Source organism: Spongiibacter sp. (assembly GCF_041602295.1).
Classification (GTDB): Bacteria; Pseudomonadota; Gammaproteobacteria; order Pseudomonadales; family Spongiibacteraceae; genus Spongiibacter.
In genome coordinates this window covers 18,903-34,593 of the sequence record NZ_JBFIGO010000023.1, presented here as the reverse complement: position 1 = coordinate 34,593, position 15,691 = coordinate 18,903, and the positions used below count along the sequence as shown (strand labels likewise).

The following is a 15,691-nucleotide window of genomic DNA, read 5'->3' as shown; positions in this document are numbered from 1 at the left end:
CTATTCCCCAAGCCGACACCGGTTAGCTCGCCGCGACCAAAGGCGATCAATGACTGGGTAAGCTGATAACCGGTATTAAACTGATCCGCCCAAGGGTCGGTGAACGCCGTCAAACGCTTCATCCGGTAGGGCTCAAAAATCACCAAGGCCACCGCGCCCGCAACGCAGCTGAGAATGACCAGCAAAAACTGCCCTAGTTTCACCCCACCGAGAAAAATCATCACAAAAGCGGTTCCGGCAGTCACCACCGTAGCGCCGAAGTCCGGCTCCAGCATCAGCAACAAGGTCAGCGCGAACAACACCGCCATCGGTTTAACAAAGCCCGACCAGCGCTCCTGCACTTCCTCACCTCGGCGCACCAAATATCCCGCCAGATAAAAAATCACAAACAGCTTCACAAACTCGGATGCCTGCAGGGTTAATGGCCCCAGCGCCAGCCACCGGCGACTACCATTGACCTCTCGACCAACTCCCGGCACTAGAACTAGTGCAAGCAGCAGAAAGCCAAATAGCAACCACAGCCAACCACTTCTCTCCCATACCGCCACTGGCGTCAGATACATCACCGCACCCAGCACCAACGCCAAGCTGATATGCATGCCATAGCGCTTGGCAAAGAAAAAGGTATCCCCGTAGCGGCTGGCCGCATGTTCCACCGACGCAGAAGTCATCGCCACAAAGCCGACGGCCAGTAGCGCAACCAGCAACAACTGAAGATGGCGATCCATCAGCTGTATTTCCTGCCAGATACTCGCCGGCTTAAACATCGGCTAGCTCCCGTACTGCCGCGCAAAATTGATCTCCGCGATCGCTGTAGCTGCGAAACATGTCAAAACTCGCGCACGCCGGCGACAGCAGCACCACATCACCCGTTTCTGCCAAGCCTGCAGCCGCGGTCACGGCGGCGGCCATGCTGCTGGCACGAACCGTTGGCAGGCGCCCAGCAATCGCCGCGTCAATCTGCGCGGCGGCCTCGCCAATCAACACCGCCGCACGACCGCTGCGGCGCAGCGCTTCAGCCAGCGGCGCAAAATCGCCGCCTTTGGCCAGGCCACCAGCGATTAAGACCACCCTCCCGGTCTCGGCCAAACCTTCGATCGCCGATACGGCAGCGCCAACATTGGTGCCCTTTGAATCGTTGTAAAAACGCACGCCATCATGCTCCGCCACGTACTCGCAGCGATGCGGCAAGCCGGCGAAATCGCGCAACGCATCCAGCATGGCCGACATTGGCAAGTCAATCGCCGACCCCAAGGCCAGTGCAGCCAGGGCATTGCTCAAGTTGTGCCGACCGGCTATGCGCAACTCGCTAGCCGCCATCAGCGGCGCTCTCGCCAACGCCAGCTGGCGGCCGCCCGGCTGTTCGAGGACACCGAAGCGGCGAAAATCGGAGCGCCCCAAAGAGAAGCTCCACTTTTCTACATCGTCGGGCACTAAAGGCTGACTCAGCGACTCGTCGGCATTGACTACCGCCTTCTTGCAGCCCTGGAAAATGCGGTGCTTGGCCTGATGGTAATTCAGCATGCTGCCGTGGTGGTCGAGGTGGTCCGCGCTCACATTCAATACCGTCGCCACTTCGGCGCCGAGCATTTCGCAGCGCTCCAACTGAAAAGAAGACAACTCCAAAACATAGAGTTCGACCTCGTCGTTCAGCAGCGCCAGTGCCGGGGTGCCAAGATTGCCCCCCACGGCAACATTGACACCCGCTCTCGCCGCCATCTCGCCCAGTAAGGTGGTAACGGTACTTTTGCCATTGGAACCGGTAATCGCCACTATCGGCGCGCCGGCAGCCTGCCGAAACAAGTCGATATCACCACTGATACGCACCCCGCCGGCCTTCGCGGCGGCGATCGCCGGCTCACTCAGGGCAATACCCGGATTCACCAACAATTCATCAGCGCTTAAAAACTGATCGTCACTAAACGCCCCTAGTTGCACCGGCGTATCCGGAAAGGCATTGCGAAACTCTTCCAGGCCCGGCGGTTGCTCGCGGCTATCGGCCAGTGCAAAGGGCAGTCCGCGCGCGGCCAAATGACGGGCGACAGAAAGCCCGGTAGCTCCCAGCCCCACAATCACGCGCCTATTGTCCGATGCAATCAAGCTCACAGTTCGTCTCTTTTCTCGCCTAACGCAGCTTCAGTGTTGCCAAACCAAACAGCACCAGCATCACCGTAATAATCCAGAACCGAACAATGACTCGCGGTTCTGGCCAGCCTTTAAGTTCAAAATGATGGTGAATCGGCGCCATGCGAAAAATCCGCCGGCCAGTCAATTTAAACGACGCCACCTGCAGGATTACCGACACGGTCTCCAACACGAAAATGCCGCCCATAATGAAAAATACAATTTCGTGGCGAGTAATCACCGCAATACAGCCCAAGGTGGCACCCAGTGCCAAGGCACCAACATCCCCCATAAACACTTGAGCGGGGTAGGTGTTAAACCACAGAAAACCCAGGCCGGCCCCGGCCAACGAGCCGCAAATAACAATCAGCTCACCGGCCCCCGCCACGTAGGGAATATGCAAGTACTCGGCAAATTTCACGTGGCCCGTTAAGTAGGCTATCAATCCCAACGCCGCACCGACCAATACCGTAGGGAGAATCGCCAGACCATCGAGACCGTCAGTTAAATTCACCGCATTGCTAGAACCAACGATGACGAAATAACACAGCACCATAAACAGCGGGCCCATCTGCCAGCTGAGATTCTTGAAAAAGGGGAAGTACAAAGTCGTGTCGACCGGACTGTCTGCGCTAAGGTACAAAAACACCGACGCGCCGATGCCCGCGACACTCTGCCAGAAGTATTTCCAGCGCGCGGGCAAGCCCCGAGGATTGCGCTCGATCACCTTGCGATAGTCGTCGACCCAACCCACGGCGCCAAACACAAACGTGACAAGCAGCACCGTCCACACAAAGGCATTGCGCAGGTCGGCCCACAACAACGTACTGGTAAAAATGGCCACCAAAATCAACGCCCCGCCCATTGTCGGGGTGCCGGATTTACTCAAGTGAGATTTGGGGCCGTCGTCGCGTATCGCCTGGCCAATTTGGTGATAATTCAAACGGCGTATCATTGCCGGCCCGACTAGCAGTGAAATCGCCAGTGCCGTCAGGACACCGAGAATGCCGCGAATACTAAGATACTGAAACACGGCAAAGGCACTAATATGCTGGCTCAGATATTCTGATAACAGTAACAGCATGTCAGCTGTTCTCCCCGGATAATTGTTGTTGTAGCGCTTGCACCACGACCTCCATGGCGGCGCTGCGAGAACCTTTAACCAGCACGGCGTCAATGCCCTGCAACTCGGCAGCCAGCACTGCCATCAATTCCGTTTTATCGGCAAAGGGCACAGCGCCACTGCCAAATTCCAAAGCCATCGGCTCGGCAAATTCTCCCACCACCAGCAGCCGATCGATGCCGCTCTGCGCAGCGTAGCGGGCGACCTCTACATGCTGTGCAACGGCATTGGCACCGAGCTCAGCCATCGTACCGAGCACCAGCAGCCGTCTTCCCGCTTCCGCAGCCAAGACGTTAATGGCAGCGCGCACCGACCCCGGATTAGCGTTATAACTGTCGTCGATCAGCGTTACGCCCCGAATATGCTGGCGACACAAGCGCCCCGCAACACCGCGTACCCGCGCCATCGCCGCAGCAATTTGCGGCAAACTTAAACCCAACTCCAAGGCCACCGCTGCGGCCGCCAAAGCATTGGCCACCATGTGGCGACCCGCCAACGGCAACTCAACAGCAACGCTGCCGACAGAGCTGTGCAGAGTAAAGCGGCTACCTGCGGCCCCTTGCAGCTCAATGTCCCGGGCGTAGATATCGGCTTTATCCGACGTCAAACTGAACAGGCGCTGACGGCAATGCGCTGCCTGCTGCTGCCACTGAGAGCAATAAGCGTCATCGGCGTTTATCACCGCCAGCCCCCCGGCAGGCAAGGCCTCAAAAATTTCACCCTTGCTGCGCGCGACGCCGTCCAGCGAACCAAACCCCTGAATATGGGCGGCTTGGGCGTTGGTCAAAATCGCGATTTCCGGCGCCGCAATTTGACAGAGATAGCGGATATCTCCAGCCTTAGCCGCGCCCATTTCTATCACGGCAAAATCGTGCCGCTCGCCAATGTCGAGCAGGGTCAGTGGCACACCCAGCTCGTTGTTGTAATTCCCGGCAGTGGCCAATACCTCGCCGCGATCAGCCAATAGCGTTGCCAGGATATTCTTCGTTGAGGTTTTGCCACTGCTGCCTGTTAATGCCACCAGCGGCCCCGGGAACTGCCGGCGGTTTTCCGCCGCCAACGCCGCCAGCGCCGCGTAGCTGTCTTCGACTTGCACACAGGGTAGGCACTCACTAACGTGGTTCACCAACGCCGCTGCCGCGCCATTGGCGACGGCGGCAGACAAGAAGTCATGGCCGTCGACACGCTCACCGCGCAGCGCCACAAACAGCCCACCGGGGTGCAACTTACGGCTGTCTATCGCCACACTGCTGACGGCAACATCGGCGCCGCTAAAACGACCGCCACAAAGCTTGGCAATAGCAGACAATGACAAGGGGCGGATCATATCGCCTCCCTGCGGCCGATGGCGCGATTGGCAACCGCCAAGTCGCTGAACGGCAATTTTTGGCCATTAACATCCTGACTCAGCTCGTGTCCCTTGCCAGCAATCAACACCACATCGCCGGGCGCCGCGTCAGCAATCGCGTCGAGAATCGCCTGCTCGCGATCTTCTTCAACACGCAGGCTGCGCTGATCGTCAATGCCGCGACAAATATCATCGATAATTGCTTTCGGCGATTCACTGCGCGGGTTGTCACTGGTGACAAACACACGATCTGCACCGCCGGCCGCTGCGCGCCCCATCAGTGGCCGCTTGCCCCGATCGCGCTCACCGCCGCAGCCAAACACACAGGTCAAGCGACCTCCAGTCAGCGGCCGCAGGCTGGCCAACACCTTCTGCAAGGCATCTTCGGTGTGGGCATAATCAACCACCACCAACACGCCATCTTCGCTGCGCAGGCACTGCATTCGCCCCGGAACCGGTTGCAGAGCTCCCAACAGTGCCGAAATATCATCGGCGGCAATATCCCGGGCCAGCAGCACAGCGCAGGTAGCCGCCAGGTTAGCGAGATTGAAATCTCCCAATAGCGGAGTATCGATATCAATCACTCCCCAGGGGCTGTGAAGGCGCGCGCGGCTGCCGGAAATATCGCTAGCCAGGCGCTCAATATAGACATCCGCAGCTGGGTCACTGAGGCTATAATTCACCACTTGCCGGGCGCTAGATTGGCGCAGCAATTGGCGGCCAAACTCATCATCCTTGTTGATCACCGCCAGAGCCAGTTCGGGCCAGCTAAACAGCCGCGCCTTCTCCGCCGCATAGGCCGCCATACTGCCGTGGTAATCGAGGTGATCTTGACTCAAATTGGTAAAGATAGCGGCGTCAAAACGCAGTGCCTCAACCCGGTGTTGCGCCAAACCGTGAGAAGAAACTTCCATCGACGCCCAGCGCGCACCGGCCTCGCACCAATCCGCCAACAGCGCCTGAATTGCCACGGCATCGGGCGTGGTGTTACCCGCTAACTGCAGGCTGCCCAGACGGCCATTGCCCAGCGTACCCACTATGCCGCAGGGCTCGTTCATCGCTTCTAACAACTGCGCCAACATCCAGCTGCAGCTGGTTTTGCCATTAGTACCCGTAATCCCCACCAGCCGCAGACTGCGGGAAGGGGATGCGTAGTAGTTGTCAGCAATGGCGCTCAGCCGCTGGCCGAGATCCTTCACCTCGAGCACCGGCAGCGACCACACAGAGGCATCACATGGCGCATCGGCAATCACCGCAACCGCGCCCGCAGCCACCGCGGCGTCGATATGATCGCGACCATCTTGGCGGTGACCACGCACCGCCAGAAACACCTCACCGGGCTTTAAGCGGCGACTATCCAGACAGAGGCCACCTATGGGGATCGCGGCAATCTCGGCACTTAAGCCCGGCAATAACGCCCCCAGAACTCGCTCAGCAGGCTTGTGATATCGCGTCAAGGTGGTCATGCCGCGGCATCCCCCACTTTGACATCCGCCGGCGGCGGCGCTGACTCAACATTGTCAGGTGCGATATTCATCAGTCGCAAAGCATCGGCAACGACATTTGAAAACACCGGGGCTGCAACCAGGCCACCGAAATAATCACCGCTCGGTTCATCAATGGCCACGACCGCCACAATGCGCGGATTACTGGCCGGCGCCAGACCGGCAAACAGCGAGAAATAACGATCCTCGGCATAACCACCGGCCTCGGCCTTGTGCGATGTACCGGTTTTCCCGGCAACCCGATAGGCATCCACCTGGGCGCGAGTCGCGGTGCCCCCGGGCTCGGTGACCCCTTCAAGCATCGCCACCATCTGCCGAGCGATTTGTGGCGAAACCAGTTGCTTGCGCTCTGCCGGCTGCTGACGCTTCAGCAGCGATACCGGCTGAAAAACACCGTTGTTAGCAAAGACGGCGTATGCCTGGGCAAGTTGCAAATTGGTTACCGTCATGCCGTAACCAAACGACAGGGTCGCCCGCTCAATGGCACGCCAATTGGGCCGGTTCGGCAGCACCCCGGAACTTTCACCCGGAAAGCCTGATCCGGTGCTGCGGCCAAAACCAAAACGCTGAAAAACCCGCCACACCTCCTGCTCATCCAGGGACAGCGCGATCTTTGTGGTGCCTACCTGGCTGGACTTTTTAAGTACTTCAGACACCGTTAACACGCCGTAATTGCGGTGATCTTCCAGTAATTTTGGGCCAACTTTTATATAACCGGGGTGAGTGTTAATCTCAGTTTCCGGCTCGTATCGGCCGCTCTCCAGTGCCGCAACTAGGGTAATCGGTTTAACGGTAGAGCCCGGCTCGAACATATCAATTACCGCTCGATTGCGCAGTGCACTTGGCTTCAACCGGCTGCGATTATTCGGGTTGTACGAAGGCTGGTTTACCATCGCCAGCACTTCACCGCTTTGGCTATCCAGAATAACGACCGAACCGGCCTTTGCGCCGGTTCGTTTTAATGCTGCCTTGAGTTCCCGATACGCTAAATACTGCAGCCGCAGGTCGATGCTCAACTGCACATCTTTTCCTGGACTGGCCTCCTCTCCAGCATCTATCTCGCGAATAATATTGCCGTACAGATCTTTAAGCACACGCTTGCGGCCCGGACGCCCATTGAGCCAGCGATCGTAAGCCAGCTCTAAACCCTCCTGACCGACATCATCAATATTCGTAAAGCCCAGCAAGTGTGACGTCACCTCGCCGGCCGGGTAAAAGCGCCGGTACTCGCGCTGCAGATAAACGCCCGGCACCTTTAGCGCCAGAATAGCCTTGGCATCCTGAGGCGCTAAATGACGGCGCAAATACATAAACTGGCTGTTGGCATAGCGCTTCAGCCGACGCGATAATTCCGCCACCGACATATCCAATGACGCCGCCAGGCGCGGCCAGCCGTCTTTTTGCTTAGCCAACTCCTGTGGGTTAGCCCAGATCGAGGCCACTGGCGTACTCACCGCCAGCGGCTCACCGTTGCGGTCAGAAATCATGCCGCGGTGGGCGGGAATCACTTCGCTGCGAATGGTGCGGGCATTTCCCTGCCCCTGTAGAAACTCGTAGCCGCGATCGACATCCAGCACTTGCAGGGTCAAGGTGCGCAGCAGCAGCATCGCCGCGAGAACCAACAGGCCCGCCACGACTGCACGAAACCGCCAAGGCGATATCGGTGCTTTAAGCTGCTTTGCCATAACCTCTAACCATTTTGACCTCGCGCATATCCGGCGCTTTCATTTCTAATTTATCTTCGGCCAAGCTTTGAACTCGGTCCGGCGATGCCCAAGTACTCTGCTCAAGCAACAGCCTCCCCCACTCCTCGTCTAACTGCATGGCCTCGCGACGAAGATCCTGCAGCTCGCTAAACAATTTGCGCGAACGATGAGAGCTTTGAATCAATGCCAATGCCGACACAATGACCAATATCAACAGCAGCGGCACCAACATTCCGCCCAGCGGCGCGGCTGACCCTGCTGCGCCTGACGCGCTAGCGGAACGGCGCGACACCACCACTTAGCTCCCCAACTTCTCGGCAACGCGCATCACTGCACTGCGCGCTCTTGGGTTAACCGCGACTTCCTGCTCGCTTGGCTTTACAGCCTTACCGAGCAAGCGCATGCTGCGCCCCACTTGTTCATCAGTTACCGGCAGGTAGGCCGGCATAGCTTGTCCCTGGGCCTGGCGACGCATAAAGCGCTTTACCATGCGGTCTTCCAGCGAATGAAAACTGATCACCACCAAACGGCCACCCGGCCGCAACAGGCCGACCACCTTTTCCAGAAAGCACTCCAAGTCGCCCAACTCATTATTAATAAAAATGCGGATAGCTTGAAAAGCTCGTGTTGCCGGATGCTTGTGCTTTTCCCAAGCCGGATTCGCCTCAGCGACAATTTTTGCCAACTGCAAAGTGCGGCGTATCGGCGCCTCTTCCCGCGCCGCCACAATGGCGCGAGCAATACGCTTGGCAAACCGCTCTTCGCCGTATTCTTTTAATACCCGTGCGATCTCAGTGTCACTCGCCTGCGCCAGCCAGTCTGCGGCGCTGAGCCCACTATCGGTATCCATGCGCATATCCAGCTCGCCGTCGCGGATAAAGCTAAAACCGCGCTCGGCTTGGTCTAGCTGCGGCGACGACACGCCGAGGTCCAGCAAAATACCATCGACGCCACCCTGCCAACCCGCCTGCTGCACCAACATATCGACATCGGCAAAAGAGCCTCGCGCAATGCGAAACCGGCCGTCTTCGGCCATCAGCGCCTCACCTTCGGCACAAGCCTGGGGATCCTTGTCGATACCCATAAGTTGGCCATCGCCGTCCAGCTCCTGGAGCAGCAGTCGACTGTGCCCACCGCGACCAAAAGTGCCATCGATGTAGCGCCCACCCCGGTCAACAATCAGGGCAGATACGGCTTCGTCCCGCAATACAGTCAGATGCTGTTCCAAAGCAGCCCCCTTAAAGTGACAGCGACAGCATTTCTTCGGGCATCGACTCGTCGTCGTCGCCCGTGTCGAGCTCTTGACGCCAGCCCGACTCACTCCATAGCTCCAATTTTTTACCCTGCCCGATGAGCATCAGCTTTTTCTCCAGGCTCGCGTAATCACGCAGGGTCTGTGGCAGTAACACTCGGCCGTTGCCATCTAATTCAAGGGGCGTCGCATACCCCAAAAGCAGGCGCTGCATGCGACGCGCCTTGCGGTGAATATTGGGCAGCGCCTCTATTTTCGGCTGCAGATCCAACCACTGAGGCTCGGGATAAACCAGCAAACAGCGCTCTTCGGTATGCGCCGTGACAACTAAACGCCCCTCACAAACCGACGCAAGGGTATCTCGCACCTTGGCTGGTATAGCCATGCGCCCCTTTGCATCCATCGTGATTGCGTAGCTGCCAATAAACACGCTAGGCCACCAAATTCCGTTGTTTACCCACTTTCAAACCACCATGCCCCACAAAAAACCACTTTTCACCACTATGCGACACTATATGAACTGGCAAGTCTTTCTGTCAAGGACGGCGACAGTTAAAAGGCGGGCATTTTTCGCTAAACAGTCGGCAAGTTGCCGCGAAATTCGCGAAACTTGCAGAACAAAAGAGAAACTATCACTTGCAAAGCAGGCACATAAAAACGCGACTTAAAGTAAAACCTTAAGTCTTAGAGGGATTACCAAGAACACAAAACAAAGAGGGGAAATTAAAATTGAGTCGGCCTATAAGCCGGGTTCTGTCGTGGACGACCATTCATCTGGGATCTGCGTCACCGCAGACCTCAAGCAGCCTACCCGAATCCACTGCGGGTCGCAGCATAGGATTCCTATTTGGCCTTGCTCCAGGCGGGGTTTACCATGCCACGAACTGTTACCAGTCGCGCGGTGCGCTCTTACCGCACCATTTCAACCTTACCGGCAGCCGAAGCTACGTAGGCGGTATATTTTCTGCTGCACTTTCCGTAGGCTCTCGCCCCCCAGGCGTTACCTGGCGCCTTACCCTATGGAGCCCGGACTTTCCTCCCCGCACTGAACAAATATTCAACACAGAGCGGCCGCCCAGCCGACTCAACTGTAAGAATAACCAGTACCCACAAGCAACACAAGCCCCGCCACTAATTTTTTAGCGGGTGCTCCAAGCCATACTGATAAAACCGATTTTTCTTCACACCAGTCAGTTTGGCGGCAAGGGCCGCGGCCTGTTTCATTGGCAGCTCTGCCCGCAGCACATCAAAATAGCGCAGCGCATCGACCGGCAGCGCATCGGGCAGCGGCTGATAACCCGCGACCAGCAACACGCACTCACCCCGCTGTTGATTTCGGTCTTCCGCAATCCACGCCGCCAATTCGGCAGCCGACTTCCTGACCACCGTTTCATACAACTTGGTCAACTCACGGGCCAGCACCACCACCCTGTCGTCCCCCATGCAATCGGCAATATCTCGCACACTCTCAAGCAAACGATGGGGAGCCTCATAAAAGATCAGCGTGCGCGTTTCACCGCTCAAGCCCAACAGCTGCTTTCGCCGCCCCTGCTCCTTTGCCGGCAGGAAGCCTTCAAAACTAAAGCGGTCTGAAGGCAGGCCCGCGGCGGACAGCGCCGCGATCACGGCGCAGGGCCCCGGCACCGGCGATACCCTAAAGCCCTCGGCCAACGCAGCGTCCACCAGGCGAAAACCCGGGTCCGATATCAGTGGCGTGCCCGCATCGGAAATCAACGCAACGCTGCCACCGCCGCGCAACACGTCGAGCAGACGCTCAGTATCGCGACTGCCACTGTGATCGTGATAGGCAAACATCGGCGTGGTCACGCCAAAATGCGCAAGCAAGGGGGCACTTCGACGTGTATCCTCAGCAGCAATACGATCAACCATTTGTAGGACTTCCAGCCCCCGGGGTACCATATCTGCCAGATTCCCCAGCGGCGTGGCAACAACGTATAACGTGGCGATCGAATCCACAGGGGCACACCTCTTATTAATCAGCTTGCGAAGACTAACAACGGCCTAATGATGAAGACAAGATTTTTCGCTTTCGCGTTGACCGGCGCGGTCCTCGCGGCCTGCTCGACCACGCCGAGCACTCCAACCAAGTCAAGCCCGAAAGAGCAACTGCAAAGTTACGGTGATATTCGCCAGCGCCCGGAGCGCCCACCGAGCCGCGCGCCGCTCGCTTTTAACGCCGCCACCGCCAACTCCAGCGACATCGAACTCTGGCTAATTGAGGCCGACAATGCCGAACCCGAACGCGCGCAGGAGCTGAAATTGCGCGCTGCCGAAGTACTGCTTCGCGACGGCGAAGTTGGTCGCGCCGACGAAGTCGTTGGCGAGCTCATTGCCCCCGAGCTTCCCCCTTCCCAGGCCCTGCGGCTGGCCCTGGTGCGCGCGCGCGTACACCGCGCCCACGCCGAATTTACCGAAGCCCTGCACGAGCTCTCAGACCCGCTGGTCGAACAGGCGATGCTGGAGGCACCGCTACGCCGCCAACTACAATTTAGCCAGCTCCGCGCCTCGCTGTTTGCCATTGAGGGCGACCACCTCGCCGCCGTCCGCGAATGGATTTTTATCGACCCACTGCTCACCAGCGCCCAACAAACGCACAATCGCGAGGCAATCTGGCAGTCGCTGATGCAGATCCCGACCACCGTGCTACTGGACAAACTTGGCAGCGCCAGCAACCGCGACTACCTCGGCTGGCTCGAACTGGCCTCGATTGCCAAAGACAACCAGGGCGATATCGGCGCCCAGATCCGGCAACGCGATGCCTGGCTGGCTCGCTGGCCCAGCCACCCAGCCCGAGAACCACTGCCCGGCGGGCTCGACCAACTAGACAGCCTAGCCGTTGCCCAACCCGACAAAATCGCACTATTACTGCCGTTTACCGGCCGCTACGCCAACTACGGCAAAGCGATTCGCGACGGCTTTATTGCCGCCTACCTCGATACCCAGCAGAAGCAAGCCAAAGTGCCTGAGCTGCTGTTTTACAACAGCGACAGCGGCGACATTAACCAACTGCTGCTGCAGGCCCGCGCCGACGGTTGCGAGATGGCGATTGGCCCGCTCCGCAAAGAAAAACTCAGCGAACTGATAGCCCGACACCCAGAAATGATGAGCCTGCCCACACTGGCGCTCAACCGCATCGACAGCCAGCGCTCTCCCAGCGGCCTTTATCAGTTTGGCCTCAACCCCGAGGACGAAGCCGAGCAAATCGCCATTATCGCCCGCAATAAGGGCCTGCGCCGCGCCATGATAATCACCCCAGAGGGCAGCTGGGGCGGCAAGGTCGCCGACGCCTTTGCCCGCCGCTGGCAGGAACTTGGCGGCCAAGTCGTTGACAGTACGACCTTCGACGCAAAAACCAACAACTACTCAAAACGCATTAAACAACTGTTGCACATCGACCAGAGCGAGCGCCGCCGTCAACGGCTGCAACAAATCCTCGGTACAGCGCCGCATTTCGAACCATACCGACGCAGCGACGCAGATATGATCTTCCTCGTCGCCCGCCCCAATGAAGGGCGGGCCGTAAAGCCGTTGCTGGCCTATCACTACGCCGGCGACCTGCCCGTCTATGCGACCTCGCACATCTACCACGGCGACGAAAACCGCTCCCGAGATCAAGATATTAATGGCGTTCACTTCATCGACATCCCCTGGGTATTCAACAGCGACTCAGCCATTCGCCAGGCCATCAACGGCAATCTGCCGCAGAGCGCGGCCTATCAGCGAATGTACGCCCTCGGCGTCGACAGTTTCCGCCTGCACATGCGCATTGCCCAGCTGCGCGGGGGCAATGGCCAAGTCTTTGGCGAAACGGGCACCCTCACCTTAAATCAGCAAGGGCAAATAGAGCGGGAGCTCACCCTGGCTGAAATCCGCGACGGTGTCGCCGTCATCGATGCACTGAGTCAGAACCACAATTGAATAATGGCGAATAGCAGCAAAGCCCGCGGCGATGGCGCCGAGCAGGCAGCATGCGACTATTTGCAGTCGCAAAAGCTGCAGATATTACAGCGCAATTATCGCTGCCGGCTCGGCGAAATTGATATTGTCGCGCGCCACCACGACTATCTGGTATTTGTCGAGGTTCGACTGCGCGGCAATCTGCGCTTTGGCGGCGCCGCCGAGTCGGTAAACGCCCGCAAACAGCAGCGGCTCATCCACGCCGCCTCCCACTACCTTGCCAGCCAATGCCAAACGGAACCTCCCTGCCGCTTCGATGTCATTGAAGCTACAGAAAGCAACGGCGAATTTCAGTTAAACTGGCTGCCCAACGCATTTCAGCTATAAGGATTCTGCACGGTGGATCACTCCGAACAAGTCGTTGACCTTTTTCATCGGCACATTGAAAGCTGCATGTACACCATGGAAGCGCTGGGCGATGACATCGCGCAAGCCAGCCACAGTATCGTCGATGCCATGCTGCAGGAAAAAAAAATCATGTGCTGTGGAGAGGGCAGTAACGGCCTTATCGCCCAACATCTTGTGACCAACCTCCTCAATAACTTTCAACACGAACGCCCAGCACTGCCGGCAATGGCACTCACCGCAGATACCGCCAGTGCGACCGCCATTGCCGCACAGTCGGGCTACAACGACATCTTCGCCAATCAGATTCGCGCCCTCGGCCAGCAAGGCGATTGCTTATTTATCTGCTATCAGAGCGGCAGCGCCAACACACTTCGCTGCATACAGGCGGCACACGAGCGGGAGATGCGCGTGATTTCGATGTGCGGCACTAGCGACGGTGACGCCCGCGCCCTGCTACAAGCGGATGACATCGAATTGGTATTCCCCATCGACAACGCCGCCCGCCTCACAGAAATGCAACTGGTGGCAGTACACGCCATCTGCGAATTAATCGACAGTCAACTCTTTGGAAGCCATTAACATGACAGCCCTTCCCCGCAGCCTGCTGCCATTTTTGATGATTTTATCGCTGAGCGCCTGCACGCAAATTCTCACCGCAACCCACGACCGGCCCATTGAGGAAGACCCAGGCAGTCGCAGTCTTGGCAGTTATATTGACGATGAAATTATCGAAACCAAAGCCACGGTCAATATTCGCAAAACGCACCCTGAGCTAGATTCAGCCCATATAACCGTGACTAGCCACAATGGCATCGTGCTGCTCACCGGCCAAGTCGCCAACCTAGAGCTGCGCGAGCAGGCCGCCGAAGTCGCCAACAAATTAAAGAAAGTCCGCAAAGTTCACAATGAACTGAGTGTTGGCGAGCCCACCAGCATGCTGACGCGCAGTAACGACGGCTGGCTGAGCACCAAGGTCAAAAGCCGCCTATCACTGCACGAACAGCTCGACGCGTCGCGTATCAAGGTCGTAACGGAAAACGGCGCGGTTTATCTCCTGGGGATGGTCTCGAAAAGCGAATCAGACATCGCCGCGCGCATTGCCAGCGAAACCAAGGGCGTACAAAAAGTCGTGCGCGTCTTCGAGTACTATTAACGCCCTCCGGCGATAACCAGGCAGAAATAAAAAAGCCCGGCATTTGCCGGGCTTTTTTATTTCACTACTTTGAGGCTGGGCTTGCCAGCATGCGGCTTGGCACTCTGACGCTCCGCTGGCGGGCCATCGCCATCGGGCGGCAGCGTTGGCTCGTCGGCATCAAACAGCATACCCTGACCATTCTCCCGGGCATAAATGCCCAGCACGGCGCCAACCGGCACACGAATATCCTGAGCCACACCGCCGAAACGGCCACGAAATCCCAGTTCGTCGTTGCCGACATCCAAGCCGACCACCGCCGACGGCGAAATATTCAGCACAATCTGGCCGTCCTGGACGAACTGCTGCGGCACTTCAACACCCTCCAGCATGGCATTTACCAGGATGTAGGGAGTGCAGTCATTATCGACCACCCACTCATAGATCGCGCGGATCATATAGGGGCGACTAGAGCTCATAGCCATCGTTAAATGCGCCTGATTAGGCTGCGGTGCTTTCGCTGCGCATTTCCCGCTCTTTCTGTGTCAAGCTTTCCTGAAACGACGGACGCTCGAACAAGCGCGCCATATACTCCAGCAAAGGCTTAGACTGGCGGGTCTGAGGAATTTCTACCGCCAACAGCTCCAGGCGCCAGAGGATAGGGGCCAGACAGCAGTCCACCAGGGTGAACTCCTCATTCATAAAGAACGGTTTTTCAGCAAAGATCGGCGCTATGGTCAACAAGCTGTCGCGCAACTCTTTTCTCGCCTTGTCCTGTGCCTTTTGACTGCCGCTCTGAATCTCATCCACCAAACGACACCAATCGCGCTCGATACGATAGATATACTGGCGACTCTCACCACGAGCCACCGGATATACCGGCAGTAGCGGCGGGTGCGGGAAGCGCTCGTCCAAGTACTCCATCATCACCTTGGACTCGTACAGAGCCAAATCGCGATCAACCAGCGTCGGCAAACTGTTATAGGGGTTCAGCTCGGAGACTTCCTCCGGGAGGCTGTTCGGGTCGACGTCGATAATATCGACAGTAACACCCTTCTCAGCCAACACAATACGCACGCGGTGGCTGTAATGGCTGGACGCATCAGAAAAGAATGTCATTGTAGAACGCTTGGCAACAACGCCCATTGAACTCACCTCAAACTATCAATCGATAT

General features: G+C 57.8%; 16 protein-coding genes and 1 other RNA gene. 4 read left to right on the top strand and 13 right to left on the bottom strand.

What is annotated here, in order from left to right; translation table 11 throughout:
• The 11 genes from ABYM29_RS06310 to rsmI all read right to left on the bottom strand — a co-directional run.
• On the bottom strand, nucleotides 1–767 hold a 767-nt coding region (locus tag ABYM29_RS06310), incomplete at its 3' end, for an FtsW/RodA/SpoVE family cell cycle protein (protein WP_372863549.1).
• Nucleotides 760–2,106 (bottom strand): UDP-N-acetylmuramoyl-L-alanine--D-glutamate ligase, encoded by a 1,347-nt coding sequence (gene murD / locus ABYM29_RS06305; RefSeq protein WP_372863547.1) that lies wholly within the window; start codon nucleotides 2,104–2,106, stop codon nucleotides 760–762. The genes ABYM29_RS06310 and murD, both read right to left, overlap by 8 nt.
• Nucleotides 2,107–2,125: 19 nt before the next feature.
• On the bottom strand, nucleotides 2,126–3,208 hold the full coding sequence (mraY, locus tag ABYM29_RS06300; RefSeq protein WP_372863544.1) for a phospho-N-acetylmuramoyl-pentapeptide-transferase: 1,083 nt from the start codon (nucleotides 3,206–3,208) through the stop codon (nucleotides 2,126–2,128).
• Nucleotide 3,209: 1 nt separating this feature from the next.
• A complete protein-coding gene (murF, locus tag ABYM29_RS06295; protein WP_372863541.1) occupies nucleotides 3,210–4,574 on the bottom strand; it encodes a UDP-N-acetylmuramoyl-tripeptide--D-alanyl-D-alanine ligase in 1,365 nt (454 codons plus the stop codon).
• Nucleotides 4,571–6,061 (bottom strand): UDP-N-acetylmuramoyl-L-alanyl-D-glutamate--2,6-diaminopimelate ligase, encoded by a 1,491-nt coding sequence (locus tag ABYM29_RS06290; RefSeq protein WP_372863538.1) that lies wholly within the window; start codon nucleotides 6,059–6,061, stop codon nucleotides 4,571–4,573. The genes murF and ABYM29_RS06290 overlap by 4 nt, the downstream gene beginning before the upstream one ends.
• Nucleotides 6,058–7,785: a peptidoglycan D,D-transpeptidase FtsI family protein gene (locus ABYM29_RS06285; protein ID WP_372863536.1), complete on the bottom strand. Its 1,728-nt coding sequence runs from the start codon at nucleotides 7,783–7,785 to the stop codon at nucleotides 6,058–6,060. Before ABYM29_RS06285 ends, ABYM29_RS06290 begins: the two co-directional genes overlap by 4 nt.
• Nucleotides 7,769–8,038, bottom strand: coding sequence for a cell division protein FtsL (gene ftsL, locus ABYM29_RS06280; RefSeq protein WP_372863533.1), 270 nt, complete (start codon nucleotides 8,036–8,038; stop codon nucleotides 7,769–7,771). Before ftsL ends, ABYM29_RS06285 begins: the two co-directional genes overlap by 17 nt.
• A 66-nt stretch (nucleotides 8,039–8,104) precedes the next feature.
• Nucleotides 8,105–9,034: a 16S rRNA (cytosine(1402)-N(4))-methyltransferase RsmH gene (gene rsmH / locus ABYM29_RS06275; RefSeq protein ID WP_372863530.1), complete on the bottom strand. Its 930-nt coding sequence runs from the start codon at nucleotides 9,032–9,034 to the stop codon at nucleotides 8,105–8,107.
• 10 nt (nucleotides 9,035–9,044) lie between these two features.
• Complete coding sequence (gene mraZ, locus ABYM29_RS06270) at nucleotides 9,045–9,488, bottom strand: division/cell wall cluster transcriptional repressor MraZ (RefSeq protein WP_372863527.1); 444 nt, start codon at nucleotides 9,486–9,488, stop codon at nucleotides 9,045–9,047.
• A gap of 296 nt (nucleotides 9,489–9,784) precedes the next feature.
• Nucleotides 9,785–10,145: RNase P RNA component class A (gene rnpB, locus ABYM29_RS06265), an RNA gene on the bottom strand.
• A 44-nt stretch (nucleotides 10,146–10,189) separates the two neighbouring features.
• Nucleotides 10,190–11,035, bottom strand: a complete 846-nt coding sequence (gene rsmI, locus ABYM29_RS06260) for a 16S rRNA (cytidine(1402)-2'-O)-methyltransferase (protein WP_372863524.1) — start codon at nucleotides 11,033–11,035, stop codon at nucleotides 10,190–10,192.
• 48 nt (nucleotides 11,036–11,083) lie between these two features.
• Between rsmI and ABYM29_RS06255 the strand changes: the two genes are divergently transcribed.
• Genes ABYM29_RS06255 through ABYM29_RS06240 form a run of 4 tightly spaced genes read left to right on the top strand, consistent with a single transcriptional unit; the run spans nucleotide 11,084 to nucleotide 14,537 of the window.
• On the top strand, nucleotides 11,084–12,997 hold the full coding sequence (locus ABYM29_RS06255; protein ID WP_372863521.1) for a penicillin-binding protein activator: 1,914 nt from the start codon (nucleotides 11,084–11,086) through the stop codon (nucleotides 12,995–12,997).
• A gap of 3 nt (nucleotides 12,998–13,000) precedes the next feature.
• Entirely contained in the window at nucleotides 13,001–13,363 is a 363-nt protein-coding gene (locus ABYM29_RS06250; protein WP_372863520.1) for a YraN family protein, read from the top strand.
• 12 nt (nucleotides 13,364–13,375) lie between these two features.
• Nucleotides 13,376–13,963: an SIS domain-containing protein gene (locus tag ABYM29_RS06245; RefSeq protein ID WP_372863517.1), complete on the top strand. Its 588-nt coding sequence runs from the start codon at nucleotides 13,376–13,378 to the stop codon at nucleotides 13,961–13,963.
• A 1-nt stretch (nucleotide 13,964) separates the two neighbouring features.
• Nucleotides 13,965–14,537, top strand: a complete 573-nt coding sequence (locus ABYM29_RS06240; protein WP_372863515.1) for a BON domain-containing protein — start codon at nucleotides 13,965–13,967, stop codon at nucleotides 14,535–14,537.
• A gap of 56 nt (nucleotides 14,538–14,593) precedes the next feature.
• Here the strand turns inward: ABYM29_RS06240 and ABYM29_RS06235 are convergent, their stop codons facing one another.
• A complete protein-coding gene (locus tag ABYM29_RS06235) occupies nucleotides 14,594–15,001 on the bottom strand; it encodes a ClpXP protease specificity-enhancing factor (RefSeq protein WP_372863512.1) in 408 nt (135 codons plus the stop codon).
• Between the two features lie 16 nt (nucleotides 15,002–15,017).
• Nucleotides 15,018–15,662: a stringent starvation protein SspA gene (gene sspA / locus ABYM29_RS06230; protein WP_372863509.1), complete on the bottom strand. Its 645-nt coding sequence runs from the start codon at nucleotides 15,660–15,662 to the stop codon at nucleotides 15,018–15,020.
• Nucleotides 15,663–15,691 lie beyond the last annotated feature (29 nt).

Bases quoted from the DNA above. Each gene is read 5' to 3' on its own strand.
- mraY (WP_372863544.1), bottom strand. From the start codon at position 3,208: ATGCTGTTACTGTTATCAGAATATCTGAGCCAGCATATTAGTGCCTTT.
- murF (WP_372863541.1), bottom strand. From the start codon at position 4,574: ATGATCCGCCCCTTGTCATTGTCTGCTATTGCCAAGCTTTGTGGCGGT.
- ABYM29_RS06290 (WP_372863538.1), bottom strand. From the start codon at position 6,061: ATGACCACCTTGACGCGATATCACAAGCCTGCTGAGCGAGTTCTGGGG.
- ABYM29_RS06285 (WP_372863536.1), bottom strand. From the start codon at position 7,785: ATGGCAAAGCAGCTTAAAGCACCGATATCGCCTTGGCGGTTTCGTGCA.
- ftsL (WP_372863533.1), bottom strand. From the start codon at position 8,038: ATGTTGGTGCCGCTGCTGTTGATATTGGTCATTGTGTCGGCATTGGCA.
- ABYM29_RS06255 (WP_372863521.1), top strand. From the start codon at position 11,084: ATGATGAAGACAAGATTTTTCGCTTTCGCGTTGACCGGCGCGGTCCTC.
- ABYM29_RS06250 (WP_372863520.1), top strand. From the start codon at position 13,001: ATGGCGAATAGCAGCAAAGCCCGCGGCGATGGCGCCGAGCAGGCAGCA.
- ABYM29_RS06240 (WP_372863515.1), top strand. From the start codon at position 13,965: ATGACAGCCCTTCCCCGCAGCCTGCTGCCATTTTTGATGATTTTATCG.
- ABYM29_RS06235 (WP_372863512.1), bottom strand. From the start codon at position 15,001: ATGGCTATGAGCTCTAGTCGCCCCTATATGATCCGCGCGATCTATGAG.
- sspA (WP_372863509.1), bottom strand. From the start codon at position 15,662: ATGGGCGTTGTTGCCAAGCGTTCTACAATGACATTCTTTTCTGATGCG.